This is a genomic window from Acidocella aquatica (assembly GCF_030160635.1).
GTDB classification, from domain to species: domain Bacteria; phylum Pseudomonadota; class Alphaproteobacteria; order Acetobacterales; family Acetobacteraceae; genus Acidocella; species Acidocella aquatica.
In genome coordinates, this window is record NZ_BSOS01000065.1 from 141461 (window position 1) to 165719 (window position 24259).

Annotated in this window: 25 protein-coding genes; 16 read left to right on the forward strand and 9 right to left on the reverse strand. The window is 61.0% G+C overall.

Features of this window, described 5'->3' with window-relative positions; genetic code table 11:
- The first annotated feature begins 17 nt into the window (after positions 1-17).
- The 7 genes from QQJ84_RS10035 (at position 18) to QQJ84_RS10065 (ending at position 4718) form a co-directional block, all read left to right on the forward strand.
- On the forward strand, positions 18-578 hold the full coding sequence (locus QQJ84_RS10035) for an HNH endonuclease (protein WP_284258034.1): 561 nt from the start codon (positions 18-20) through the stop codon (positions 576-578).
- A gap of 94 nt (positions 579-672) precedes the next feature.
- Entirely contained in the window at positions 673-1107 is a 435-nt protein-coding gene (locus tag QQJ84_RS10040; protein ID WP_284258035.1) for a YeeE/YedE family protein, read from the forward strand.
- Entirely contained in the window at positions 1107-1535 is a 429-nt protein-coding gene (locus tag QQJ84_RS10045; protein ID WP_284258036.1) for a DUF6691 family protein, read from the forward strand. Before QQJ84_RS10040 ends, QQJ84_RS10045 begins: the two co-directional genes overlap by 1 nt.
- 72 nt (positions 1536-1607) lie before the next feature.
- The gene (locus tag QQJ84_RS10050; protein ID WP_284258037.1) at positions 1608-2495 is read left to right on the forward strand and encodes an N-acetylneuraminate synthase family protein; all 888 of its coding nucleotides are present in this window, start codon (positions 1608-1610) and stop codon (positions 2493-2495) included.
- Positions 2496-2497: 2 nt separating this feature from the next.
- Entirely contained in the window at positions 2498-2977 is a 480-nt protein-coding gene (locus QQJ84_RS10055; protein ID WP_284258038.1) for a KdsC family phosphatase, read from the forward strand.
- Positions 2974-3933: a glycosyltransferase family 2 protein gene (locus QQJ84_RS10060; protein WP_284258039.1), complete on the forward strand. Its 960-nt coding sequence runs from the start codon at positions 2974-2976 to the stop codon at positions 3931-3933. Before QQJ84_RS10055 ends, QQJ84_RS10060 begins: the two co-directional genes overlap by 4 nt.
- A complete protein-coding gene (locus QQJ84_RS10065; RefSeq protein WP_284258040.1) occupies positions 3930-4718 on the forward strand; it encodes an SDR family NAD(P)-dependent oxidoreductase in 789 nt (262 codons plus the stop codon). Before QQJ84_RS10060 ends, QQJ84_RS10065 begins: the two co-directional genes overlap by 4 nt.
- Before the next feature lie 205 nt (positions 4719-4923).
- Here the strand turns inward: QQJ84_RS10065 and QQJ84_RS10070 are convergent, their stop codons facing one another.
- The 4 genes from QQJ84_RS10070 to QQJ84_RS10085 all read right to left on the reverse strand — a co-directional run bounded on the left by QQJ84_RS10070 (position 4924) and on the right by QQJ84_RS10085 (position 7987).
- Complete coding sequence (locus QQJ84_RS10070; RefSeq protein ID WP_284258041.1) at positions 4924-5862, reverse strand: glycosyltransferase; 939 nt, start codon at positions 5860-5862, stop codon at positions 4924-4926.
- Positions 5852-6610, reverse strand: coding sequence for a class I SAM-dependent methyltransferase (locus tag QQJ84_RS10075; protein ID WP_284258042.1), 759 nt, complete (start codon positions 6608-6610; stop codon positions 5852-5854). Before QQJ84_RS10075 ends, QQJ84_RS10070 begins: the two co-directional genes overlap by 11 nt.
- Positions 6611-6763: 153 nt before the next feature.
- Complete coding sequence (locus QQJ84_RS10080; RefSeq protein WP_284258043.1) at positions 6764-6991, reverse strand: hypothetical protein; 228 nt, start codon at positions 6989-6991, stop codon at positions 6764-6766.
- Between the two features lie 24 nt (positions 6992-7015).
- Positions 7016-7987 carry an NAD-dependent epimerase/dehydratase family protein gene (locus QQJ84_RS10085; protein WP_284258045.1) on the reverse strand — a complete coding sequence of 324 codons (972 nt, stop codon included), beginning with the start codon at positions 7985-7987 and terminating at the stop codon, positions 7016-7018.
- Positions 7988-8009: 22 nt separating this feature from the next.
- On the opposite strand from QQJ84_RS10085, the gene QQJ84_RS10090 reads away from it, so the two are divergent.
- A complete protein-coding gene (locus tag QQJ84_RS10090; protein WP_284258047.1) occupies positions 8010-9272 on the forward strand; it encodes a lipopolysaccharide biosynthesis protein in 1263 nt (420 codons plus the stop codon).
- A 254-nt stretch (positions 9273-9526) separates the two neighbouring features.
- Here the strand turns inward: QQJ84_RS10090 and gyrB are convergent, their stop codons facing one another.
- Together gyrB and QQJ84_RS10100 are read right to left on the reverse strand one after the other, a co-directional pair.
- Positions 9527-11971, reverse strand: a complete 2445-nt coding sequence (gene gyrB, locus QQJ84_RS10095) for a DNA topoisomerase (ATP-hydrolyzing) subunit B (RefSeq protein WP_284258048.1) — start codon at positions 11969-11971, stop codon at positions 9527-9529.
- A 75-nt stretch (positions 11972-12046) separates the two neighbouring features.
- The gene (locus tag QQJ84_RS10100) at positions 12047-13294 is read right to left on the reverse strand and encodes an AAA family ATPase (protein WP_284258049.1); all 1248 of its coding nucleotides are present in this window, start codon (positions 13292-13294) and stop codon (positions 12047-12049) included.
- 191 nt (positions 13295-13485) lie between these two features.
- Here QQJ84_RS10100 and truB point away from each other — a divergent pair, with 191 nt between their 5' ends.
- The 4 genes from truB (at position 13486) to QQJ84_RS10120 (ending at position 17024) form a co-directional block, all read left to right on the forward strand.
- Entirely contained in the window at positions 13486-14421 is a 936-nt protein-coding gene (truB, locus tag QQJ84_RS10105; RefSeq protein ID WP_284258050.1) for a tRNA pseudouridine(55) synthase TruB, read from the forward strand.
- Positions 14422-14432: 11 nt separating this feature from the next.
- Entirely contained in the window at positions 14433-14702 is a 270-nt protein-coding gene (gene rpsO, locus QQJ84_RS10110) for a 30S ribosomal protein S15 (protein WP_284258052.1), read from the forward strand.
- A gap of 263 nt (positions 14703-14965) precedes the next feature.
- On the forward strand, positions 14966-16210 hold the full coding sequence (locus tag QQJ84_RS10115; RefSeq protein WP_284258053.1) for a cytochrome P450: 1245 nt from the start codon (positions 14966-14968) through the stop codon (positions 16208-16210).
- A gap of 10 nt (positions 16211-16220) precedes the next feature.
- Positions 16221-17024, forward strand: a complete 804-nt coding sequence (locus QQJ84_RS10120; protein WP_284258054.1) for a nuclear transport factor 2 family protein — start codon at positions 16221-16223, stop codon at positions 17022-17024.
- Between the two features lie 62 nt (positions 17025-17086).
- Here QQJ84_RS10120 and QQJ84_RS10125 read toward each other — a convergent pair whose 3' ends face one another.
- Positions 17087-18058, reverse strand: coding sequence for an RluA family pseudouridine synthase (locus QQJ84_RS10125; protein WP_284258055.1), 972 nt, complete (start codon positions 18056-18058; stop codon positions 17087-17089).
- Positions 18055-19377, reverse strand: a complete 1323-nt coding sequence (locus QQJ84_RS10130; protein ID WP_408861994.1) for a replication-associated recombination protein A — start codon at positions 19375-19377, stop codon at positions 18055-18057. Before QQJ84_RS10130 ends, QQJ84_RS10125 begins: the two co-directional genes overlap by 4 nt.
- Positions 19378-19567: 190 nt before the next feature.
- On the opposite strand from QQJ84_RS10130, the gene QQJ84_RS10135 reads away from it, so the two are divergent.
- Positions 19568-19981 carry a c-type cytochrome gene (locus QQJ84_RS10135; RefSeq protein WP_284258056.1) on the forward strand — a complete coding sequence of 138 codons (414 nt, stop codon included), beginning with the start codon at positions 19568-19570 and terminating at the stop codon, positions 19979-19981.
- A gap of 75 nt (positions 19982-20056) precedes the next feature.
- Here QQJ84_RS10135 and ygfZ read toward each other — a convergent pair whose 3' ends face one another.
- Positions 20057-20866 carry a CAF17-like 4Fe-4S cluster assembly/insertion protein YgfZ gene (gene ygfZ, locus QQJ84_RS10140; protein ID WP_284258057.1) on the reverse strand — a complete coding sequence of 270 codons (810 nt, stop codon included), beginning with the start codon at positions 20864-20866 and terminating at the stop codon, positions 20057-20059.
- 58 nt (positions 20867-20924) lie between these two features.
- Between ygfZ and QQJ84_RS10145 the strand changes: the two genes are divergently transcribed.
- Genes QQJ84_RS10145 through QQJ84_RS10155 form a run of 3 tightly spaced genes read left to right on the forward strand, consistent with a single transcriptional unit; the run spans position 20925 to position 24181 of the window.
- Positions 20925-21818 carry a glycosyltransferase family 9 protein gene (locus QQJ84_RS10145; RefSeq protein WP_284258058.1) on the forward strand — a complete coding sequence of 298 codons (894 nt, stop codon included), beginning with the start codon at positions 20925-20927 and terminating at the stop codon, positions 21816-21818.
- Entirely contained in the window at positions 21809-22825 is a 1017-nt protein-coding gene (locus QQJ84_RS10150) for a glycosyltransferase (protein WP_284258059.1), read from the forward strand. Before QQJ84_RS10145 ends, QQJ84_RS10150 begins: the two co-directional genes overlap by 10 nt.
- A 30-nt stretch (positions 22826-22855) precedes the next feature.
- A complete protein-coding gene (locus tag QQJ84_RS10155) occupies positions 22856-24181 on the forward strand; it encodes a dihydroorotase (protein ID WP_284258060.1) in 1326 nt (441 codons plus the stop codon).
- The last annotated feature ends 78 nt before the right edge of the window (positions 24182-24259 follow it).

Below are 24259 nucleotides of genomic sequence, written 5' to 3' on the forward strand. Positions count from 1 at the left end.
CTGGGACAGGTTCAGTAATGCCTGACGGCGGGTCAAATTTTCCCGCTCTCGTCTTGAATGCGGATTTCCGTCCGCTGTCCTATTTTCCGTTGTCGACCTGGAACTGGCAGGATGCCGTGAAAGCGGTGTTCCTTGATCGTGTCTCGGTGCTTTCCGAATATGAGAAAGAGGTCCACAGCCCCAGCTTCACCATGCGCCTGCCCAGCGTCATCGCGCTGCGCGACTTCATCCCCTCCGCGCGCAACCCGGCCTTCACCCGCTTCAACGTGTTCCTGCGCGACATTTTCACCTGCCAATATTGCGGCCACAAGCGCGCCGCCCCGGAGCTGACCTTCGACCACGTCATCCCCCGCGCCCATGGCGGGCGCACGAGCTGGGAGAATGTCGTCACCGCCTGCGGACCGTGCAACCTGCGCAAGGGCAGCAAGCTGCCGCGCGAATGCAACATGATCCCCCATCAGGAACCCCGCCGCCCCACCAGCTGGGAACTGCAGGACCGGGGCAGGGGCTTCCCGCCCAATTTCCTGCACCAGAGCTGGCGCGATTTCCTCTACTGGGATTCCGAGCTGGAGAATTAACCAGCCCGCCGCACCCTTGCTCTCCCGCGGTTTTCGTTGGATCAGACGAACAAGGCCTCCTCGGGGCCGAGGGTGAATTCTGAACAGAGGTTGTATGCCGATCGTAATCGAACCAGCGGTGCTGGAAAAAGCTCTCGCCGGCGGGGTGCTCATCGGCATTTCCGCCGCCGGGTTGTTATTGGTCAATGGCCGCATCGCCGGCATCAGCGGCATCATGGCGGGGGCCTCCGGGCGGCAGTCCAAAATCTGGCAATGGGCATTTCTGCTCGGCCTGGTGATGGCGGGTATCGCCGCGGCCCCGCTTGGGCGCGGGTTGCCCGCCGCTCTGGGGCGCGAGTCGCTGCCCTTGCTGGCGGCGGCCGGCCTGCTGGTCGGCTTTGGCACCCGCCTGAGCAATGGCTGCACCAGCGGCCACGGCGTTTGCGGCATCGCCCAGCTCAACCCGCGTTCCATCATCGCCACTTGCGTGTTCATGCTTGCCGCCGGGCTCACCGTGTTCGTCACCCGCCACCTCCTGGGGCACGGCTGATGCGCCCCACGCACATATTTTCCGCCTTCGCCTTTGGCCTCATCCTCGGCGCCGGGCTGATCCTCTCCGGCATGGCCGATCCTGACCGCGTCAAAGCCTTCCTCGATGTCTCCGGCGCCTGGAATCCCTCCCTGGCCCTGGTCATGGGCGGCGCCATCGCCGTTGCCGCCCCGGCCTTTGTTTGGGCCAAACGCCGCCGCCTCACCCCGCGCGGCTGCGCCGCCGCCTCTCCCGGCGACAAACTGGCCAGCACCAAACTTGTTCTCGGCGCCGCGATCTTTGGTCTCGGCTGGGGGCTTTCGGGCATCTGCCCCGGCCCCGGCATCGTCCTGCTCGGCTATGGCGCACGCGGCGCAATCATCTTCGCCGTCACCATGGTCATCGGCGCCCGCCTCGCCGGGTTGTTTGCCCCACCCGGGGACGCATGAACAACTTGTCATCAGCCCGCGGCAATGGCACTGCGGGATGACCAGATTACCAGCCTCGAGGAAAGCAGCATCATGAGCGAAGTCAAAATCGGCAACCGCCCCGTCGGCGGCAGGCACCCCTGCTACGTCATCGCCGAAATCGGCATCAACCATAACGGCGATCTCGACATCGCCAAACACCTGATCGACGTCGCCGTTGCCGCCGGCTGCGATGCCGTCAAATTCCAGAAGCGCACCGTCGATGTCGTCTACACGCCCGAGGAACTCGCCCGCCCGCGCGAAAACCCTTTTGGCGCCACCAATGGCGACCTCAAGCGCGGCCTCGAGTTCGGCCACGCCGAATATCACGAGATCGACGCCTATTGCGCCAAAAAGAACATCGCCTGGTTCGCCTCCTGCTGGGATGAAGCCTCCGTCGACTTCATCGACCATTTTGACCCCCCGGCCTATAAAATCGCCTCCGCCAGCCTCACCGATGACGACCTGCTGCGCCACACCCGCGCCAAGGGCAAAGCCATCATCCTCTCCACCGGCATGAGCAGCCTGGAGCAGATCGACCATGCGGTTCAGGTTCTCGGCAAAAAGGACCTCATAATCCTCCACTCCAGCAGCACCTACCCGGCCCATTACGAGGAGCTGAACCTGCGCGTCATCCCCGTGCTGGCGCAGCAGTTTGATGTTCCGGTCGGCTATTCGGGCCACGAAACCGGCATCCCCTCCTCCGTCGCCGCCGCCGCCATCGGCGCCTGCGTGGTGGAGCGCCACCTCACGCTCGACCGCGCCATGTGGGGCTCAGACCACGCCGCCTCCCTGGAGCCCAACGGCATCACCCGCCTGGTGCGCGACATCCGCCTGGTCGAAACCTCCATGGGCGACGGCGTCAAGCGCGTGCTTGACCGCGAAAAGCCGGTCATCGAAAAACTCCGCCGCGTCCACGGCCCGCGCATCCAAGGCGCATAATTATGCCGCTGGTGGACGCCGTGGTGCTCGATGTCGACGGCGTCCTCACCGATGGCAGCTTCTGGTGGGGACCAAACGGCGAGGAGTGGAAGCGCTTCCACTTCGCCGATGTCATGGGTATCTCGCGTGGCCGCCAGGCTGGTCTGGTCTTCGGCCTCATCTCCGGCGAGGCCAGCCCCCTGGTTGACCGTTTTGCCGCCAAAATGCAGATCACCCAGGTCTTTAAAGGCATCAAGGACAAAGGCGCCGCCCTGCGCCAATTCTCCGCCAACACCGCCATCCCCCTGTCGCGCATCTGCTTCATGGGCGATGACGTGAACGACCTCCCAGCCTTCGCCCTCGCGGGCCTCGCCGCCGCCCCCGCCAACGCCCAACCCCAGGTGCTGGCCGCCGCCGCCATCCGCCTCACCCAATCAGGCGGCAACGGCGCCGTGCGTGCGTTGATAGAGCTGGTGCTGGCCCCGGTGGAGGCCACGCCATGACCACCCCCCCGGACAAACTCATCTGCGCCGTCCTCCCCTGCTACAACGAATCGGGCAACATCGCCCCCTTGTATGAGCGCATCACCGCCGCCTTCGCCACCATCCCGGACCAGCGCTACACCCTCCTCTTCATCGACAACGCCTCCACCGACTCCACCGTTGCTGAAATCAAACAACTTGCCGCGCGAGACTCCCGCGTGAGCCTCATCGTCAACGCCCGCAATTTCGGCGTTTTGCGCTCAGGCCTGCACGGCTTTCTCTCCGCCCCCGGCGACGCGCTGATCACCATGGTAACAGACCTGCAAGACCCGCCCGAGATGATCCCCGCCTTCGTCAACAAATGGCGCGAGGGTTTCAAGGTCGTCATCGGCATCAAGCCCGAAAGCCGCGAAAACCGGCTGATGTTCCTCATCCGCCGCGCCTATTACAAACTCATCGGCCGCCTCTCCGAAGTTCCGCTCATCGAAAATTTCACCGGCTTTGGCCTTTATGACCGCGAAGTGGTCGAGCAGGTCCGCGCCACGGGCGACCGCTACCCCTATTTCCGCGGCCTGATCGCCGACCTCGGCTACCCCCGCGCCGAAATCCCCTTCATCCAGCCAAGGCGCGAACGCGGCGTCACCAGCAATAATTTCTACTCCCTGTATGACCTTGCGATGCTCGGCATCACCAGCCACTCCAAAGTCCCCCTGCGCCTCGCCACCATGGCCGGCTTCTGCCTCTCCGCCATCAGCCTGCTCGTGGCGCTTGGCTACCTGGCGGCAAAATTATTGTTCTGGTACCGCTTCCCCGCCAACACCGCCCCCATCCTCATCGCCGTATTCTTTTTCGCCTCGGTGCAATTGTTCTTCATCGGCATTTTGGGCGAATATATCGGTGTTATTCTTACTCATGTCACCAAAAGACCGTTGGTGATTGAGAAGGAGCGGGTGGGGAGATTGGAGGTGGAACGATGACGTATGTATTTAAACCCAGAGTCGCTCTTATAACGGGTGGTGGGTCAGGTATCGGTGCAGCCATGGCCAGGGAATTGGCGTCACGAAAAACGTACGTTGTCGTTGCGGATATCGATCTTAAAAAAGCCGCAAACGTAAGCCATGAGATCGGCGAAAGAGCAGAAGCCATTAAACTCGATGTAACGGACCGTAATCAGGTAGAGGCTCTATTGATTAGCTTGCAAGATCGTCTTGGTAGCCTAGATTGTCTGGTGAATTGTGCTGGCATCAATTCTTATGGAGAGGCGCTTGATGCCCCTTGGAGCGATTGGCACCGGATAATATCCGTGAATCTAATGGGAACCATAACCTCAAGTATGGCTGCGTATGCCGTGATGGCAAAACAGGGGCATGGAACAATCATCAACATGGGCTCGATGGCAACATTTCTTGTTGATCCACTTTTTGCCCCTTATGTAACTAGCAAATTTGGTGTCGTTGGTTTCTCGCGCGCATTGGGCGTCGAAGCCGAAGCTTATGGCATCCACGTTTGCGTTGTTTGTCCAGGCAACATTCTAACTCCTATGCGGGGAGAAAAATACAAGCTTTCTTGGTTAACGCCGGCCATGACAACAACATTGGCGGTAAAAAAAATTCTTCAAGGCGTAAAGAAGCGCCGCCGAATCATTGTGTTCCCCTTTCATGCCAAAATGTTTTGGTGGCTTGATCGGATTAGTCCAAGGCTTCTCAATTCAGTGAGACGAGAAATTTTTAGGCGTGCCAAAAAGCGAGTAAATTCAAATTAATGCATACGAAATGGCACTCTATTTCAAAAAAATTTAAAATTTTGGCTGTTTTTGCTATGTCAAGAAGTTGTTGGATCGTGGCCAAGTCTATGGCTGAAGCAGATAATGGAGCAGGGATAAACGGCCTGTGATATATCGCTAATTTTTATTGCAAGTAAAAAATTAATTGTTTAATTTAAAAAGATGAAGACTAAAAATTTAAAATTTAAAGAAAAACCATCATCCCGACATTTTTTATAAACGATCCAAACCAAAGTCCGTGTCTTATGACGCGAACGCGGCGCATTACCATGGTGCTAGATGGCAAACAAGAAGCTGCTTCAAGTGCTAAATAATCAGATGTTTTTAATTTATCTCGAAAACGCAATGAAAATGCGGTGGCTTGAAGTGCTAACTGACGAATCAGAAATTGTACTCGACTGTGAGCTTTGCCGATTTTTTTTGCGGCTTGACTATAATTTTGTGTCAACGGCTCCAGAGAATCATTGGCGCCATGCCTTCTGTAAAGAAGGGTAGATTTTTTAATTAAAACAATTTTGCCAAATGCGCAGGCTACGAGCGCCAGCCACCAGTCGTGATAAGCGGCACCGCCATTTAACGGCATAGCTAAAGTAAGAAGAGGACGGTTGAACAACATTGTTGGACCCAAAACAGGGTTTTCCATCACCATCAGTGACAGCTTTGATGTCGAATTCGTATTCATCCTTGCCCACTTCCAGAGCGATGGTGAAATAGGTTTCAGGTCTTTGTCAACAGGTTCTGCGTCAGTGCCGATAACAATGGGCATATCTACCCCAAATTCTTTCTCAGCTTGCATCATCACTTCGTATGTCAGCGTAATTTTCCCAGGTTTCCATACATCATCAGGGTCGCCGACCATTATTAGCTCTGCGCAACATTCATCAAAAATAGCCTCATAGTTTCCAACTATTCCGAGGTTTATTTTTTCTGGATTTTTGATAATTTTTATTTTTTCGCCAAGCCGGTTTCCCCAAGAAAGAATAATATTTTCAGTGCCGTCTTTGGAGCCATCGTCACGGGTCACTATTCTCCAATTGGAGAAATCCTGCTGCACGATAGATTCCAGAAAAGCATCAAGCCATTGCGCAGAATTATAGGTTGGAACGGCGATATCAATGTTCATTTTGACTGTCCTGCTTTATTCCGATACCTAATATCGCAGCGCTCACTGGAATCTTTAATCCTTCAAGACCAATCCCTGCAATAAGGTGAATTTTTTGAATTGATTCCGAGAAAGTATTGAATGCAACTTTGATGATGCACACGATAGTGTCTATAAATAGACCACGCTGAGTTATGACTGCAGATTTAGCTTTCATAGTTAAAACCTCCTGAAAGCCTCCAATCTTTAAAATGAATCTCAATGATTCGATACTGAATAAACATTTGTGCGTCCAGTCACAATATCTCCAACGTGCCGCTAAAGGAGAATCTGCATTGGGGACTTCACAAACGAGTTTGCCACCGGGGGCCAAAGCAAATCTAACGGAGGAGATAAACTCTGCTTGATGCTCTACGGAAACATGTTCTAAAACGTGCATAAAAAAAATCAGAGCGTATTTGTTCTCATCTTTGCGCAAAAAATCATTCACTTTGTCTTCGGGTACATACTTTATGGGGATACCATATTTTTGAGCGTCTAAGGCTAGATTTTTATCAATATCTAATCCCAAGGCATTTTTATATTCATTTTTTAGTAATAGGCTGATTACCAATCCATTGCCCGGTCCAATTTCTAGAATAGGTGCCTCACGATTGGCAGGAAGATATGGGCGAATAGTCTCAAAATTTCGATTGGCTAATAAATGCCATACCGGACTATCTTTGTCACGCGCAGAATAGTAATGCTTGGAATAATCTATCGTTGACATCAAGGGCCTGCTTTCAGTGTTTGTAGCCTTTTAATTTTCATAACTTTTAAAATTTTCAAGGAAGACTTGGGCATCTATTTATGCATTTTGTTGTTAGCTTAGGTTAAATAATATAAGCTTATCTATGACTATCATATTCATCGTTACTCACCCTCACACCACCCCCTCACTCTCCTCCGTCAGCGCCCCCAGCATCCGCGCCCTTAACGCCGCGCGCGGCAGCAGCGGTGTCATCTCCTCCAGCCCTATCGCCTTCGCAACCGTCCCCAAATCCGGCATGAACAACCCGCCCCCGGCCCTGATGTCATGAGCGCGCCGCCAACTCCCCCGCTCCACCGGAAAAGAGGCAATAAAATCAGCGCCGCGCACCGCAATGGTCATAATATCCCCAAACCAAGTGTTATCTTACCCCAATGATGCCAGATACCCCGCCGTGTCGGCAATCTGTTCATCCAGCCCGCGCAGGCTCACCCCCGCCAGCGCCGCCGCCCGGCGATACCCCGCCATATCCCCCGTATAATAATCCGCCGCCCCCTCGCGCCACGCCGGGCGTATAATCTCCGCGCCGCCCGCGCCCATCACCCGCGCCACCCGCGCCGCCAGATCGCCAATCTCCACCTCCACCTCGCCCGCCGTATCAAACCCCTCCAGCGTCACTCCCCGCAGCAACCCCGCCAGCCCGATGCTCAACACATCCCCCACATGCGCATAAGAGCGCCAGACCGGATGCGCCGCCCGTAACCGCACCGGCCGGCCCCCAGCCACATCCGCGATCATGCAGGCCAGCGCATAGTGATTCACATTATTGATAAACGGCCCCGCCAGATTGAAAATCCGCGGTATCACCGCCGGAAACCCCAGCCGTTTCGCCAGCGCCGCAAAAACCGCCTCGTCCTCCAGCTTCAACGCGCCATAAATATCGTGCTCCGCCCGATACGCCGCCCCCGAGGAGGGAATGAAAACCCCCGCCGCCCCGTTGCGCTCAATATAGCCGCGCACGGCCGCCGTAATCCGCCGGTTCACCGCCTCAAAATCAGGCGCCTGCGCAAAGCCGCGCGTCAAAAACGCAAAATGCAAAACCAGCCCCGGCGGCCCCGCCTCGCGCTCCAGCTCCGCGAACGCGCGCGCCTGCACCACAAGCCCGCAGCGCAGCCGCACATCACGCGCCGCCGCCGCATACACGCGCACCCGCCGCGCGAAGTCCTCGCCCAGCGCGCCCTCCAACATCTCCAGCGCCGCCTGGCCCAGCCACCCGCCCGTGCCGGTCACCACCACCGGCACATCGCGCAGCCGCAGCGCCCCGGCCAGGGCAGGGGGGAGGCAAAGCCGTTTCATCAGGCGCAGTTGGCGCGGCGCGCCCAGCCGGTCATTATGCAATCCATGACCTTAGAGACCACTCATGCCGCGTGAGCGCAACCGCCGGATCTTGTTCATCTCCGGCATCGGCCTGGGCCAGCGCGCGGCGCAGCTGCTCAGCACGCTCATAACCCTGCCGCTGGTGCTGCATGCGCTGGGCCTGGCGGGGTTCGGCATCTGGGGGGCGGCCACCTCGCTGGCCTGGCTGTCGAGCATGCTCGACCTCGGCCTCGGCAGCGCGCTGCTCTCCCTGTTGCCGCAGGCCAAGGCCGCCGGGCAAAGCGCTGCTCTGCATCGTTATATCACCGCCTCGCTGTGCATCGCCGCTTGCCTCTCGCTGCTGGTCCTGGGCGGTGGCGCGGCGCTCTGGCTTGGCGGGCAACATCTCCTCTCCGCCCCCTTTTTGGCCGCGGTCATCCTGCTCGCGTTGAACATTCCGCTCAATATATCACGCGACATCTGGTTCGGCCTGCACAAGGGCTACATCGCCGGCTATTGGGATTTCGCGCAGACCCTCCTCACCCTGGCGCTTCTCCTGCTCGCCGCCTGGTGGGGCGGCGGCATCACGATCATGACAATCGCCGTCTACGCCGCCATGCTCGCCATCAACGCCGCCAGCCTCGCCCATGCGCTGCTGCGCCACCCTGAGCTGCGCCCGCGCGCGCCGCCGGCCATCGCCGCGCTGCGCGAAATCCTCACGCGCGGCAGCCTGCTCTTTGCCATCACCATCGCAGCTTCCTGCGCCTATTCGTTTGACACCCTCTTAGCACTGCACTGGCGGGGCGCCGCCGCCGCCGCCCAAATGGTCATCGCCATGCGCGTCTGCACCACCGCCATCGGCTTCCTCAACATCATCACCCAGCCGCTCTGGCCGGAATTTGTTGAAGCCGCGGCCGAAGGTGACCTGCTCTGGCTGAAAAAAATCCTGCGGCACGGCACATTGCTCACAAGCGCGCTGGCCATCGCCGGGTCAGCGCTGATCGTGGCCTTCGGCGCGCCGGTGCTGCGCTGGTGGCTGCATCAGGATATGCACATAACCCAGGCCTTCCTCTGGGTCATGGCCGCCTGGATCATCGCCCTGAACCTGCCGCGCATCGCGGGACTTTATCTGAATGCGGTCAGCGAACTGAAATTCCAGATATACCTGCTTACCGCGGCCGCCCTGCTCGGCTTCATCCTCAAATATTTCGCCGTGAAAAGCTTCGGCGCGGCCGGCATCCTCGCCGCCACCCCCATTCTCTGGCTGCTCATTGTAGCCCCAGCCTATTTCTGGCTCGCCTGGGGGCGGGTGCAACGAGGAAACTAGCGCCTGATCGCTTTAATTGCGATCAGGACCTAGCCGTTTTTCTGAGGGCGATTCACGCTTTCGGCTCGCTCGGTTGAGCGAACCTCAAACGATCGCACTCTAGGTCCTGATCGCTTTAATTGCGATCAGGACCTAGCCGTTTTTCTGAGGGCGATTCACGCTTTCGGCTCGCTCGGTTGAGCAAACCTCAAACGATCGCACTCTAGCGCCGAGGGGCGCCGCCCCCCGGTTTAACGAAACGCCCAGACACAGCCTCAGGTATCCAGATTGGCGACCTTGAGGGCGTTGGTGACGATAAAGTCCCGCCGGGGTTCCACAATGTCGCCCATGAGGGTGGAGAAGATCTGGTCGGTATCCTCCGCGTCGGCGATTTTCACCTGCAACAGGCGGCGCACCTGCGGGTCGAGGGTGGTTTTCCAGAGCTGGTCCGGGTTCATTTCGCCGAGGCCTTTAAACCGGTTGATGGCAAGCCCCTTGCGGCCATAGCTCAGCATGGTCTCCCACAACGCCACCGGGCCGTGAATCGGCTTCGGCGGGCCGTCGATGCTTAATGTGGCATCGGTGCCGAAAAGCTGTGCGAGGCGTGTGCCGCGCTCGGCGAGGTAGCGGGCCTCGGTGGTGCGCAACACGGCGGCATCCACCGTGTAGCGCTCGGCGACACCGCGCACCATGCGCCCCAGCGTTACCCCGGAAGCATCAGAGGTCACCACCCAGCCGCGTTCAGTGGGGGCGGCGTTGCTGTTCAGCCGTGTGGCCAGCGCCTGGTCGCGTTCCGGGTTGCCCAGCGCGTCAGTCGCGAGCAGGCCGGTGATGGCCATTTGCTCCAGATAGGTGATCGGCAGCAGGCGCGAAAGCGCGTTGAAGCGGTGCACCACCTGGCCGAGCCAGGCCATTTCGCCGCGCAGCTCGTCACCGGCGTAAAGCGTGCCGTCGGCGGCGGTGAGGGTGGCCTCGCCCAATGCGCGCTCCAGCAGATAGGTCTCCAGCGCGTCGTCGTCTTTCAAATACCGTTCCTCATTGCCGCGCTTGGCGCGGTAGAGCGGCGGCTGCGCGATGTAGAGATAGCCGTGCTCGATGAGTTTGGGCATCTGGCGATAAAAAAACGTGAGCAGCAGCGTGCGGATATGCGAACCGTCGACATCCGCGTCCGTCATGATGACAATGCGGTGGTAGCGCAATTTGGTCTCATCAAACCCGCCCTGTTCCGGCTCGCCCCGGCCGATGCCGGTGCCAAGCGCCGTAATCAGCGTGCCGATCTCCTGGCTGCCCAGCATCTTGTCAAACCGCGCGCGCTCAACGTTGAGGATTTTGCCCTTCAGCGGCAAAATCGCCTGGAATTTACGGTCACGTCCCTGTTTGGCGGACCCGCCCGCGCTGTCACCCTCGACGAGGAACAGTTCAGACTTCGCCGGGTCGCGCTCCTGGCAGTCAGCGAGCTTGCCGGGCAGGGAGGAAATGTCGAGTACGCCCTTGCGGCGGGTAAGTTCGCGCGCGCGCCGGGCGGCTTCGCGGGCGGCGGCGGCGTCCATCACCTTGCCGACGATGCTTTTCGCTTCCTTCGGATGCGTCTCAAACCAATGGCTCAGCGCATCGGCCACGGCCGCCTGCACCACCGGCTGCACCTCGGAGGAGATGAGCTTATCCTTGGTCTGCGATGAGAATTTCGGGTCCGGCACTTTCACCGATAGCACCGCGGTCATGCCTTCGCGCATATCCTCGCCGGAGAATTCCAGATTGTCCTTCTTGCTCATGCTCTGGGCATATTTGCTCACCACACGGGTCAGCGCGGCGCGGAAACCGGCGAGATGCGTGCCGCCGTCGCGCTGGGTGATGTTGTTGGTGAAGCAGAGCATGGTCTCGTGGTAGGAATCATTCCACGTCATCGCGAATTCAACGCGGATGCCATGTTCCTTGGCCTCGCCGATGGAGGTGATGGGCGTTGCCAGCACGGGTGTTTTGGCGCGGTCGAGCCAGGAGCAGAATTCCGCGACGCCACCTTCGTAATGGAATTTGGCTTCCTGAATCGGGTCGTGGCGCTCATCGCGCAGGACGATCGCCAGGCCGGAGTTGAGAAACGCAAGTTCGCGCAGGCGGCGCTCGAACACCGCGTAGTCGAATTCGGTATGTGTAAAAGTCCCGGCGGAAGGTTTGAAGGTGACTTCGGTGCCGTTGGGGTGGCCGGAGGTGCCGATCAGCTTGAGCGGCGCCATGGTCTCGCCGTGCTGGAAGCGGATGAAATGCTCCTCGCCATTGCGCCAGATACGCACCTCCATCCATTCGGAGAGCGCGTTCACCACCGCGGCGCCCACGCCGTGCAGGCCGCCGGAGACTTTGTAGGAATTCTGGTTGAACTTCCCGCCAGCGTGCAGCTTGGTCAGCACCACCTCGGCCGCCGAGATACCTTCCTCGGCGTGGATGTCAGTCGGGATGCCGCGCCCATTGTCGCGCACGGTCATCGAGCCATCGCCGTTGAGGATCGCCTCCACCCGGTCGGCGTAGCCGGCCTGGGCCTCGTCCACCGCATTGTCGATGATCTCGAAGCCCATATGGTGCAGGCCCGAACCGTCATCCGTATCGCCGATATACATGCCGGGGCGCTTGCGCACGGCATCCAGCCCCTTCAATACGCTGATGGAAGCAGCGTCATAGGCGTCGTCTTTCGGGGCTTCGGGCGAGGTCGGCGGCAGCGGTTCAGACATAAAGGCGGATGCTCCAGAATCGTCAGGACTAGCACCCTGTATAGCCGAATACGCCACAAAATCCTAATCCGGGGCTTAGGGTATCTCCGCCGAGGAGGTGGCTCCCAGCGCCTTGGCCAGGGTGGCGATGGCATCGCGGAAGGGGCCGCGGACCGAAGCGGCGGGTGTGCCGAACTGGCTTGCCTTTGGCACGGAGCGCGGGAGATCGGGGATCACCGCATCAAAGCGCAGCCCCAGGCTCTGCTCCATATAGCTTTGGGAGAGCCCCCCCGGCGTTTGCGCCCTGTTGAGCACAACCAGCGGGCGCGAGGATTGCGAACGCTCACCCGGCAGGGTGTGCAGCCGCTCCAGGTTGCGCACGGAGACCATGCTGGGGTCCATCACGATGATCCGCTGCTGGGCCAGGTTCAACAGGTCGCGCGAGAAGGGGGAGAGGCGGTTGCCGGCATCCATGACGACAAAATTATAGCGTGCGTGCAGCGCGCTGATGAGCGTGCCGCCGCTGCCTGGCTTGTAGGTGAAATCCTTGTCCAGCCCTTCCTGCCCGGCCAGCACATGCAACCGGTCCCCGGCTGGCTGCATCGAGCGCTCCAGCAGCAGCTGGTCCACCCGTTCGGGCACGGCCAGCGCCGTCCCCAGGCCGTTGTTGACATTCAGGTTGAGGTTGAGCGCGATGGTGCCTGTATGCAGCTCGGCATCCACCAGCGCGGTGTGGCGGTGCAGCTCGTTGCCGATCAGCCAGGCGAGGTTGGTGGCGACGGTAGAGGTGCCGACACCGCCGCGGGTGCCCGCGAACACCACGAACCGCCCGCTGCGCCTGACCGTGTTGTCCTTCGCCATATTGCTGATGATGGGAAGAAAATTCTGTTCCAGCGTGGCGTGATTGAGGGGTTTTGGCAGATATTCCTTAATCCCCATGCCCTTGGTGACGGTCCGGTAAAAATTCACGTTGATGGTCTCGCCGATGGCCATCACGACGGTTCCAGGCTCGACCACCTCGGCCAGTTCCATCACGGCGTTAATCGGCTGATCCTCGCCCGAGAGGTCGATCAGCACGATCTCGGGCGTGGTCATGGCCGAGAGAATGGCCAGGCTGGCGCGGAAATCCACCACGTGGATCTGGTTGCTATCGCGCAGCTGCGGCGCCAGCACCGTATGCAGCATCCTCGCACTGGCCTCATCGCGCGCGAAGCCGATGAATTTTTCCCGTTTGGGGAGGCTCTGGTCCGGCGGGAGTGGTTGCGCGAAGGCGGCGTTGTATGAGGGAGCGACCCTGGAGGGGGTCAGCTTCGGGAAAGAGCTCGATGCATTTATACCAGACATATAGGCAATCCTCCGGGTGAGGGGCCGCCGGACTTGCCGCCGGACAAGTCTTTTTCAACAGATCAAGATTGCCGGGGCGTTAATGGATCAACCCTGGATCGAAAAATTATGAATAAATGTTTGCGGCGCGTGGCTTTTCGCGGCGCGCCGCATTCGCTATCAGCCGTGTCTCATTCTTGATTGGATTTAATATGGCTAAACAAAAGCGGGGCCGCAAGCTCGACGGCTGGCTGATTCTGGATAAACCCCAGGGAATCACCAGTACGCAGGCGGTAAACAAGGTGAAGCGCGCGCTGGATGCGCAGAAGGCGGGGCATGGCGGCACGCTGGACCCGCTGGCCACCGGTATTCTGCCGATCGCTTTGGGCAATGCGACCAAAACCGTGCCTTATGTCATGGATGGGACCAAACTTTACCATTTCACCATCCGCTTCGGCGAGGCGCGCGACACCGATGATGCCGAGGGCGCGGTGACGGCGACCTCGGATGCGCGGCCCACGGATGAGCAGATAAGAGCGGCGCTCCCCGCGTTCCGGGGCAGTATCATGCAGATTCCGCCCGCTTTTTCGGCCATCAAGGTCGATGGCGAGCGCGCCTATGACCTGGCGCGCGCCGGAGCCCCGCCGGAGTTGCCGGCGCGCCCCGCGCAGGTTGACCGTTTTGAGCTGATCGGCCGGCCCGATGCCGACACCGCCGAATTTGAGGTGGAGTCCGGCAAGGGGGTTTATATGCGCTCGCTGGCCCGCGACCTCTCCGCCGCCTGCGGCACGGTCGGGCATATCGTGGTGCTGCGCCGCCTGCGCGTGGGGCCATTCCTGGAAAACATGGCGGTTAGTATGGACACGATCCTCGATCCGTCGCATACGCCCCAGGCACTTGCCGAGCTTGTTCGGCCGCTCGAGACCGCGCTGGACGACATCCCGGCACTGGCCCTGACGGCAGTAGAGGCTCATGCCCTCTCACAAGGCCAGCCGATTAACCTGGTTGACCTGATGGGGCGGATTCCAGATGCCGCCAATCCTGATGAAGGGCTGGTTCGCGTACTGGCGGCGGGGCGCGTTCTGGCGCTGGCCCGACTCTCTGATGGGTGGCTGAAGCCGGAGCGGTTGATTCAACAATTTTCGTGAAGGATATCACGATGTCGATTACGCCAGAGCGCCGCACGGCGCTGATTGCCGAATACGCGACCGCCGAACATGACACCGGCAGCCCCGAAGTGCAGGTTGCCCTGCTCTCCGAGCGCATCTCCAACCTTACCGAGCATCTCAAGACCCACGCGAAGGATTTCCATTCGCGCCGTGGCCTGCTCGTGCTGGTTGGCCAGCGCCGCTCGCTGCTGGACTACCTGAAGCGCAAGAATGTGAAGCGCTACCAGGACCTGATCGGCCGGTTGAGCCTGCGCCGCTGATTTTTCAGAAGTGACATTAAAAGCGCCGTGTGGGAAACCGCACGGCGCTTTTTTTATGCGCCTACGGGCGCCTCACGCGGCGCATTCGCGGGCAACATATTGTTCTTACACCCCAATTTGCGCGGGTTTGGTATAAAAACGGCGCCTTCAGAATTGATACGCAACTTAACTTTATTCTCCAGCTAAAGTATTGTAGCTTACAAAATGGGAGATACCTCGGCGCGTGGGGTGTCCGCATATAAAAATACCGGAGGAGAATTGCGATGGACCAGGCTGTTACCCTTGCCAATTTTGACTTCAGCCATGCCGGTGAACTCGGCGACCGGCTGTTCCCGATCCTCAATGAACTGCGCGAGAGCGACCCGGTGCATTGGGATGAGAAGTCCAGATGTTGGATCGTGACGCGGCATGCCGATATCATGGATGCGCTCTACGGGCGGGTTCCGGTGAGCAACGTGCGGCTGGCGCAGGCGTCTATTTCGGCGATTCCGCAAGCGCAATGGGCGGAGAAACTGCCAAACCTGGTTAAATACTCCCCCTACCAGATCACCAATATGGACCCGCCAAACCACACGCGGATGCGCGGGCTGTTGACCAAGGCGTTCAGCCGCAACGTGGTGGAGGCGCTGCGGCCCTATGCGAAGGGTATTATCGCCGGGCTGATGGAAAAGCTGCGCGCGCCGGGAGAGATTGAGTTTGCCGATATTGCGCTGGCGCTGCCGGGCAATGTGATTTTGAAGCTGCTGGGGCTGCCGGAGGAATTTTATCCACGCCTGCGGGTGTGGGCGAATGATGTGATGGTGGGGCTGGGCACGCCGAACCCGCAGGGCGAATGGGTGATCGCCGCCGACCGCGCATTTGCCGAGCTGACCGCCGCGGTGCTGCCCATCATCAAGGACCGGCGCGAGACCCCGCACCGGGCGGATGATTTCATCTCCTCGCTGGTTTACGCCAAGGACGGCAAGGACGGGTTGAGCGAGGATGAGATTGTCGGCGTGTTGCAGGTGGCGGTGATCGCCGGGCATGACACGACGGCAAATTCGATGACGCTGGGGATTGAGAAACTGGCGCGCGATGCGAAAGCCTGGGCGTATATGGCGGATCATCCCGAGCAGATGATGAATGCGGTGCTGGAGCTGATGCGCTACTCGGCGATGTCAGCCGCGCAGAACCGCGCGGTGGCGGCGGATTTTGAGTGGCATGGCAAGCAGATAAAAAAAGGCGATACGATATTTTTGATGCATGCGGCCGGGAACCGCGATCCGCGCGCTTATGAAAATCCGGAGGTGCTGGATTTGTCGCGCACGAATGACCAGTCGCTGACCTTCGCGCCGGGGATTCATCATTGCATAGGGCATCTGCTGGCGAAAATGCAGTTGACCGAATTTTTCGCGGCGCTGACTGAGAATTTTTCCGGGGCGGAGGTGCTCGATGCTGAGGTGAAATTCGCCAATATTCTGGCGTTCAGGGCGATACCTTCGTTGCGGATGAAGTTTTATCCGCGGTAGGGGGGCTGGCATGCTCAAGGCGAAAGTGCGGGCGTTTTTCGGTGTGCTGGCCAGTGGAGATTTGAACGCGCTGGAGCGGCTGGTTGCGGATGCCTATGTGCCCCATTGCGCGAAACTTGCAGGTGTGCCGGTGTTGCAAGCAGGGCGCGAGGCGCTGCGGCGGCGGCTGGCCGCGCGCGGGGCGCTGCCGCACCAGGTTTTTCGAATTGTCGCCGATGGCGATTTTGTTTTTGCGCAGGTGAGATATGATGGCGCGGTACCGGTTTCCGGCGCCGATATTTTCCGGTTTGATGATACCGGGATGATTGTTGAGCATTGGAATTCACGCCAGTTTATTCCACAGGATTCTCTAAACGGCGTGGACAGGTTTGCCGGCGGCGGTAATGCGGATTTGCCGGTGAGCGCGGCGCGGCGGGCGGAGATGAAAACGGTAATGACCAGCGTTTTGCTGAATATGTGGAGCAAGGGCAACGCGGCGCTGGTGCCGGTTTATTACGATGAGTCATATATTCAGCATAACCCTGACATGCCGGGCGGGTTTCATCGCATCAAGGAAATTGTCGAGACGGAGATTCCAAAATACATCGCAGCAACCGGCGGGGATTTCCCGGTGGATATTCATTTGATGGGCGCCGGGGGTGATTTGATCTACGTCTATCACAGTGTTTTTATGGCGGGGATCAATCGCAACGACGGGGCGCGCTCAACGAATACGGATATTTTCCGCATGAATGCGGAGAACCGGATGATTGAGCATTGGGATGTGTTGGAGATTGAGGGCGATAAATTGGCGGATGACGCGACGTTGTTTTAGGGGGGGGAGATGCCAGCTTTCGCTGGCATGACGGTGAAAATTCCGGGGCGCAGCCTTGGTGCCTAGGGTGTCCGTTTCGGTTTCATCGTCTCCGGGATGGTAAAACCCAGGTGTAAAAAACTGTCGCGCATGTGTTTGGGCAGGGGGGCTTCTACCGTCAGGAAGCCGCCGTCAGGGTGGGGGAATGACAATCGCCGGGCGTGCAGGTGCAGTTGCGGCGCGAAACCGTCGGCGAAGGCCTGGCCGTAGGCGGCGTCGCCCAGAATGGGGGTGCCGAGTGCGAGCATGTGGGCGCGTAGCTGGTGCATGCGCCCGGTTTGGGGTTGCAGCTCCATCCAGGCGAATTTTTTGCCCGCATATTCCACCACGCGGTAGCCGGTGACGGCTTTCAGCGCTTCGGGGTCTTTGCGGCTGGCGGGCTCGGAGCGGGACATGCCGCTGACTTCCACGCGCACCAGGGGAAGGTCGATGCGGCCTTCCAGCACATCGGGCACGCCCCAGACCAGCGCCCAATAGGTTTTTTCAACATCGCGCCCGCGGAAGGCGGTGGCGAGCTTGCTGGCGGGTTTTACGCCGCGCGCCAGCAGCAGAACGCCGGAGGTGTCGCGGTCCAGCCGGTGGACGAGTTTGGGGCGCTCGGTGCCCTCGAAGCGCAGGGCATCCAGCATGCCGTCGAGATGCACAGTGATGCCGCTGCCGCCCTGGCTGGCGAGGCCGGCGGGCTTGTTGAGCACGATCACGGAGTCATCCCGGTAGAGGATCATGGCCTCCAGGTCGCGGATCATATGCGGGTCCATGGTCATCACCTGCCGGACCTTGGGCATTTCCTTCGGCGGGGTGATCTCGGGCGCGGTGACGCTATCACCCAGGGCGAGGCGCGTATTGGCCTCGGCCTTGGCGCCGTTCACCCGGATTTTGCCCGCGCGCAGGAATTTTTGGATATGCGCCTGGGTCAGCCCCTCGACATTGCGGCGCAAAAAACGGTCGAGGCGAGTGCCGGTCTCGGCCTCGGGTACTTCAAATGTAAGAGTCATGCGCCCTCTTCGCGCAATTTCGCCCAATAAGCGAGCCTCTTGGCGATATCGCGCTCAAAACCGCGCTGCACGGGGCGGTAGAAGTCCGGGCGGCCCATGCCTTCGGGGAAGTAGTTATCGCCCGAGAAGCCTTCGTCAGTGTCGTGGTCATAGGTGTAGCCCTCGCCATAACCGAGGTTTTTCATCAGCTTGGTCGGGGCGTTGAGGATGTTTTGGGGCGGCATGAGGCTGCCCGTCTCCTTCGCGGCGCGGTTGGCAGCACCCAGAGCCTTGTAGGCGGCGTTCGATTTGGGGGCGGTGGCGAGATAGAGCACGGCCTGGGCGATGCAGAGCTCGCCCTCGGGGGAGCCGAGGCGCTCGTAAGCGTCCCACGCGGCCAGGGCCTGCACCAAAGCCTGCGGGTCGGCCAGGCCAATGTCCTCGGAGGCGAAGCGGGTGAGCCGCCGGGCGATGAAGCGCGGGTCTTCGCCGCCTGCGAACATGCGGGCCAGCCAGTAGAGGGCGGCGTCGGCATCCGAGCCGCGCATGGATTTATGCAGCGCGCTGATGAGGTTGTAGTGTTCCTCGCGGTCGCGGTCATAAAGTGCGGCGCGGCGCGAGAGCAGGCGGCTTAAGTCTTCTTCATTTAAATTTAAAGTTCCGGCGCTGGGGAGCGAGAAAAGCTGTTCGGCCATGTTGAGCAGGGCGCGGCCGTCGCCATCGGCCATGGCGCGCAGCATCGCGCGGGCCTGGGGGGTTAGCGGGAGGCGCAGCCCCGTTTCAGCCTCGGCGCGCTGGAGGAGAAGCTCCATGGCCTCGTCGTCCAGCCGCCGCAACACCAGCACCTGGCAGCGCGAAAGCAGCGCGCCGTTGAGGGCGAAGGAGGGGTTCTCGGTGGTGGCGCCGACCAGCACGATGGTCCCGGCCTCGACCACGGGAAGAAAGGCGTCCTGTTGCGCGCGGTTGAAGCGGTGGATTTCGTCAACAAAAAGAAGCGTGGCGCGGCCTGCTTTTTTTAGCTTCAGCGCATCGTCGAACACGCGCTTGAGATCGGCCACGCCGGAAAAGACCGCGGAGATCTGCGTGAAGTGCAAATTGGCGCCGGCGGCGAGCAGGCGCGCGATGGTGGTTTTGCCAACGCCCGGCGGCCCCCAGAGGATGAGCGAGGCGAGCGAGCCGCGGGCCAGCATTCCGGTAAGGCTGCCCTGCGGCCCAAGCAGATGTTCCTGGCCTGCAATGTCCGCCAGGGCACGCGGGCGCAGGCGCTCGGCCAGGGGCTGGCCCTGTGTCGGCAACGATTCGGCGGCGGCGGGGGCGAACAGATCATCCTCGGACATCATTCCATTGTAGCCCGCGCGCGGGCCGGATTGAAGCGGGGGTCTCGTTGCGCTTTTAGCGCGGCAGGTGCAGAATGATATTGCGCTGCACTTGCTCAAGCAGGGCCTTGGCCGATTTGTGCCGATGGCCGCCTTTTGAGCTGGCCGTGCAAGCGTGTAAATTTCCGAACAGCTAGCTTATGAAAGTAGTCCGATGAACGCATTTAAAGTGACTGGATTGGCGGCGGCCGGTCTGCTGCTGGCAACCGTTGCGGCGATGGCGGCAACGCCCCCCGCGCTGTACACCCAGACGCAGGCAACCGCTGGTGCCGCTGTGTTCGCGCAGAGCTGCGCGATGTGCCACGGCGCCGACCTTAAAGGCGTGGCAGGCCCCGCCTTGATCGGGCCGACTTTTGCGGCAGCGGGTAACAAATATACCGTTGGCTCGGTGTTCACCGAGATCGCGCAGCAGATGCCGGTGAGCGCGCCGGGCAGCCTGTCGCACGACCAGTATACCGATATTATGGCTTATATCCTGAGCAAAAACGGCTACCCGGCCGGAACCGCCGCGCTGGATTACACAGCCGGCATGGCTTCGACCGTGCCGTTCGTTTCGCAGGTGAAGTAATTTTAAGTAACTTAGCGTAACTTAGAGTAACACGACCGATACAACGCCGCCGGGGGAATTCCTCCGGCGGTTTTGTTATTCAGGCAGGCGTAGCCAGTCTGGCGGCTTGGGGTGCAGCGGGGTGGAACCGGCCAGCAGCGTTTTGCCCAGCGCGTCCACCCGCAACATCGCCAGCGCCATTTGCCCGGCGTGCGAACCCAGCGTGCCGGCTTCCACGCCATCGGCCAATATCGGGGTTCCCGGCGGTGGGGGTTGCGCGCCGCAGAGCACGGGGATGAGCCGGCGCTTGACCAGGCCGCGGTATTTGGTGCGCGCGGTCAGCTCCTGGCCCATGTAACAGCCTTTGTCCCAGGCGATGCCGTGCAATTCATCAAACCCGGCTTCCAGCAGGAGCGTTTTCTCCACCTCCAGGTCCGGCGGGCCGTCGGGCAGGCCAAGCGCGATGCGGTGGGCCGCGTAATCGGCGGCGGTGGCGTTGGTGGCGAGCGGGGTCTCGCTCAGGGCGCGGAACCCGGCCTCGGGCAGGCGCGGGTCCGGCGCGATGACCTGCGCGGCAGGGGCGCCGCCACCCCAGCCGGCGTAGATGTGGAAGTGCTCCGAGACATCGGCCAGTTCGGCCGCCGCGCGCAGTTTGAAACGCTTCAAGCGGGTGAGCAGGCCCGCCAGCGCTTCGCGCGGGGTTTCCAGCAGCAGCGAGTCAGCGCTGGCATAAATGAAAAAGTCGCACAGGTAGCGGCCCTGCGGCGTGAGCAGGGCTGCCCAGACCGCACGGCCGGGGGCGGCTAGGGCAACATCGTTGGAGACGAGGCCGTTGAGAAAGCCGACTCGGTCCGCGCCGGTGAGGGAGATAACGCCGCGCTGCGGTAGATGTGCCAGAAAGGTCATGCCATTGAAAATGGGCGCTTGGCGCGGGAGCCGCAAGCCGTGCTAGACGCATGGCCAGATGCGAATCCTTTTTATAACCTCGTCGCGGCTCGGCGACGCCGTGATCTCCTGTGGCATTTTGGAGCAACTGCGCCTGGAGAATCCGCAAGCGCGGATCACGGTTGCGTGTGGTGTGGTGGCGGCGGGGGTGTTTGCCAGAATGCCGGGGCTGGAACAATTGATCGTCTTCGAGAAGGAAGGCTTCGACCTCCATTGGCTACGGCTATGGACCCGGCTGGTAGGGAAATTCTGGAGCCAGGTGGTGGATGTGCGCTCCTCCGGCATTTCGTTTTTTCTGGCGGCGTGGCGGCGTAAAATCCTGCGCGGCGGGCGGCGTCCCGGGCGGCGTTATGAGCAATTGGGGGCGGCCATGGGGTTCTCCCCGGCGCCCTTGCCCGTGGCCTGGACCGCCCCGGCGGACGACGCCAGGGCCGCGGCCCTGCTGGGCGAGGGGCCGGTGATCGGGCTTGGCCCAACGGCCAACTGGGGCGGTAAAATCTGGCCGCCGGAGCGCTTTGTCGCGTTGTATGAGGCGCTGACGGCGCAAATTCCGGGCGCGCGGGTGGCGGTGTTCGCGGGGCCGGGGGCGCATGAGCGCGCGCTGGCCGCGCCGGTTTTGGCGGCCTTGCCGGGCGCGATTGACCTTGTCGGCAATCTGGCGCTGCCGGAAGTTGCCGCCTGTTTGCGCCGCTGCGCCATTTTTATCGGCAACGACTCTGGGCTGATGCATCTGGCCGCCGCCGCCGGGGCGCCGACTTTGGGGCTCTTTGGGCGTTCGCGGGCGGATGAATACGCACCGGCTGGTTTGCGTACATCCGTTGCCGTCGCGCCTGGCCCGGTTGGCGAGGCGCCCATGGAAGGGTTGATGGTGGAAACCGTGGTTGCCGCCGCGCGGAGGCTGTTATGCGCATAGCTCAGATCATCGCCGGGAGCGGCGCCGGTGGAATGTATGAGCGCATGTCGCTGCTGCTCTCGCATAATGGCCATCAGGTGTTTCCGGTAATCAGCCCTGACCCGGGGCTTGAGCTGCGGCTGCGCACGGGCGCGCTGGCGCCCATGACGCTCGAATTCGGCGGGATGCTGGATTTTGCCACGCTGAGAGACATCCGCGAGGTTTTGCAGGCGCGCAAGGCGCAGATCGCTCTGGCCTGGACGGGCCGGGCCGCCACGTTTCTGCCGCGCGGGCCGTGGGTGAATGTTGGCCGGCTGGATGGCTATTACGGCCGTAACGAGTTTGGCCTTTGCGCATATCTGGCGGGGAGTACGCGCGGCATTGCCAGCCATATCGCGCAAAGCGGATTTTCACCCGCGAAGGTGCTTTATCTGCCTGATTTTGTTGAGGACTATACCCGCGAGGATCCGGTAGGCCGTGCGGCGCTGGGCGTGCCCGAGGCGGCGCCGCTGTTGCTGGGCCTGGGGCCGCTGGAGCGGAGCCGGGGGTTTGATACGCTGATCCGCGCGGCGGCGCTGCTGCCTGATATGTATTGCGTGATCGCGGGCGAGGGGCCGGAGCGCGTGGCGCTGAGCCGGTTGATCGCGCAATTGCGCCTTGAGAAACGGGTGCGGCTGTTGGGCGCGCGGCGCGACACCGGGGCGTTGTTGAAGGCGGCGGATGTGTTCGTATGCCCGGCGCGGCAGCGGCCGCTGGGGCCTGAGGTGCTGGAGGCGTTCTCCGCGCAGACGCCGGTGCTGGCCACCGATGTTGAAGGCGAACACGCCGTGGTGCGCGACGGCGAAGACGGGCTGCTGGTGCCGGTGGACGACCCCGGGGCCCTGGCCGCCGCCGCCGGGCAGATTTTTAATGATACGCGGTTGCGGGTGAAACTTGCGCTGGCCGCGCGCCAGCGCTTTGTTGGGGAATTCTCGCCGAAAGCCGTGCTCGGCATCTGGCTGGAAAATTTGCAGAAACTGCTGCCGTGAGGCGGGGTGATTTATGTATGTGAGGCTGCTATGAGTTTCGATCTTTTGCTGCAAAACGGCACCGTGGTTCTGCCCTGGGGCGAGGTTCAGGCCGATATCGGCGTGCGCGATGGGCATATTGCCGCCATTGGCAAAAACCTTGGCCCCGCCGCGCAGGTTTTTGATGTGGCGAACCTGCATGTGCTGCCCGGCGTGATCGACCCGCATGTGCATTTCCGCGATGGTGGAATGGGCGGGATCGCGGGGGTGGAAGACATGCGCTCGGGCACGCTGGGCGCGGTGCTGGGCGGGGTGACCTGCGTGTTCGACATGCCCAACACCAACCCGGCGGCCACCGATGTTGAGAACCTGACCCGCAAGCATGACTACATCGCCGGGCGGGCCTATTGCGATGTTGGCATTTATGTTGGCGCCAACAAGGAAAATATCGAGCAGCTCGGCATGATGGAGAGCATGCCCGGCGTGTGCGGCATCAAAGTGTTCGCGGGGTCTTCCACGGGGAATTTGCTGGTGGAGGATGATGCCAGCATCGAGCGTGTGCTGCGCAGCGGGCGGCGGCGGGTTTCGTTTCACTCTGAGGATGAATACCGGCTGGTCGAGCGCAAGTCGCGCTTCACCTGCGGTGATCCTTATTCCAGCCACGCGCTATGGCGCGACCCTGAATGCGCGTTTCTCGGCACCCGCCGGGTGGCGGCGCTGGCGCGCAAGACCGGGCGGCCAGTGCATATATTGCATGTGTCGACCGAGGAGGAATTTGCCTACCTCAAGGATTACCGCGCGCTGGTCACCACCGAGGTGTTGCTCAACCATCTCGTGCAATCGGCGCCGGATATTTATGACCGGCTGGGGCCTTACGGCGTGATGAACCCGCCGGTGCGCGATGAGCGCCACCGCCTGGCCGCCTGGGCCGCGGTGGCCGATGGCACGGTGGATACCCTGGCCTCCGACCATGCGCCGCATTCCAAGGCGGCGAAGGAGAAGCCCTGGCCTGATTGCGCCTCGGGCATGACCGGGGTGCAGACGCTGTTGCCGATGATGCTCGAGCAGGTGGCCCAAGGCCGGCTCTCGCTGTTGCGGCTGGTGGATTTGATGTGTGCCGGCCCGGCGCGGGTTTATGGCGCGGTGAACAAGGGGCGGATCGCCGCAGGGTATGATGCGGATTTCTCGATTGTGGATTTGCGGGCGGCGCGCCGGATCGAGAAATCATGGATCGCCAGCCAGTGCGGCTGGACGCCTTTCGAGGGCGTGTCCTGCACCGGCTGGCCGGTGGCGAGCGTGGTGCGCGGGCAGATTGTGATGCGCGAGGGCGCGGTGGAGGGTGAGCCGCTGGGCCGCGCAATGAGCTTTCGCTCATAGGTGAGGTTGGAGGGCGGTTCAGACTTCAGCTTTCCCCGCGCCGCGGGTCAAGCTGAAGTCATCGTACTTAAAGCGATC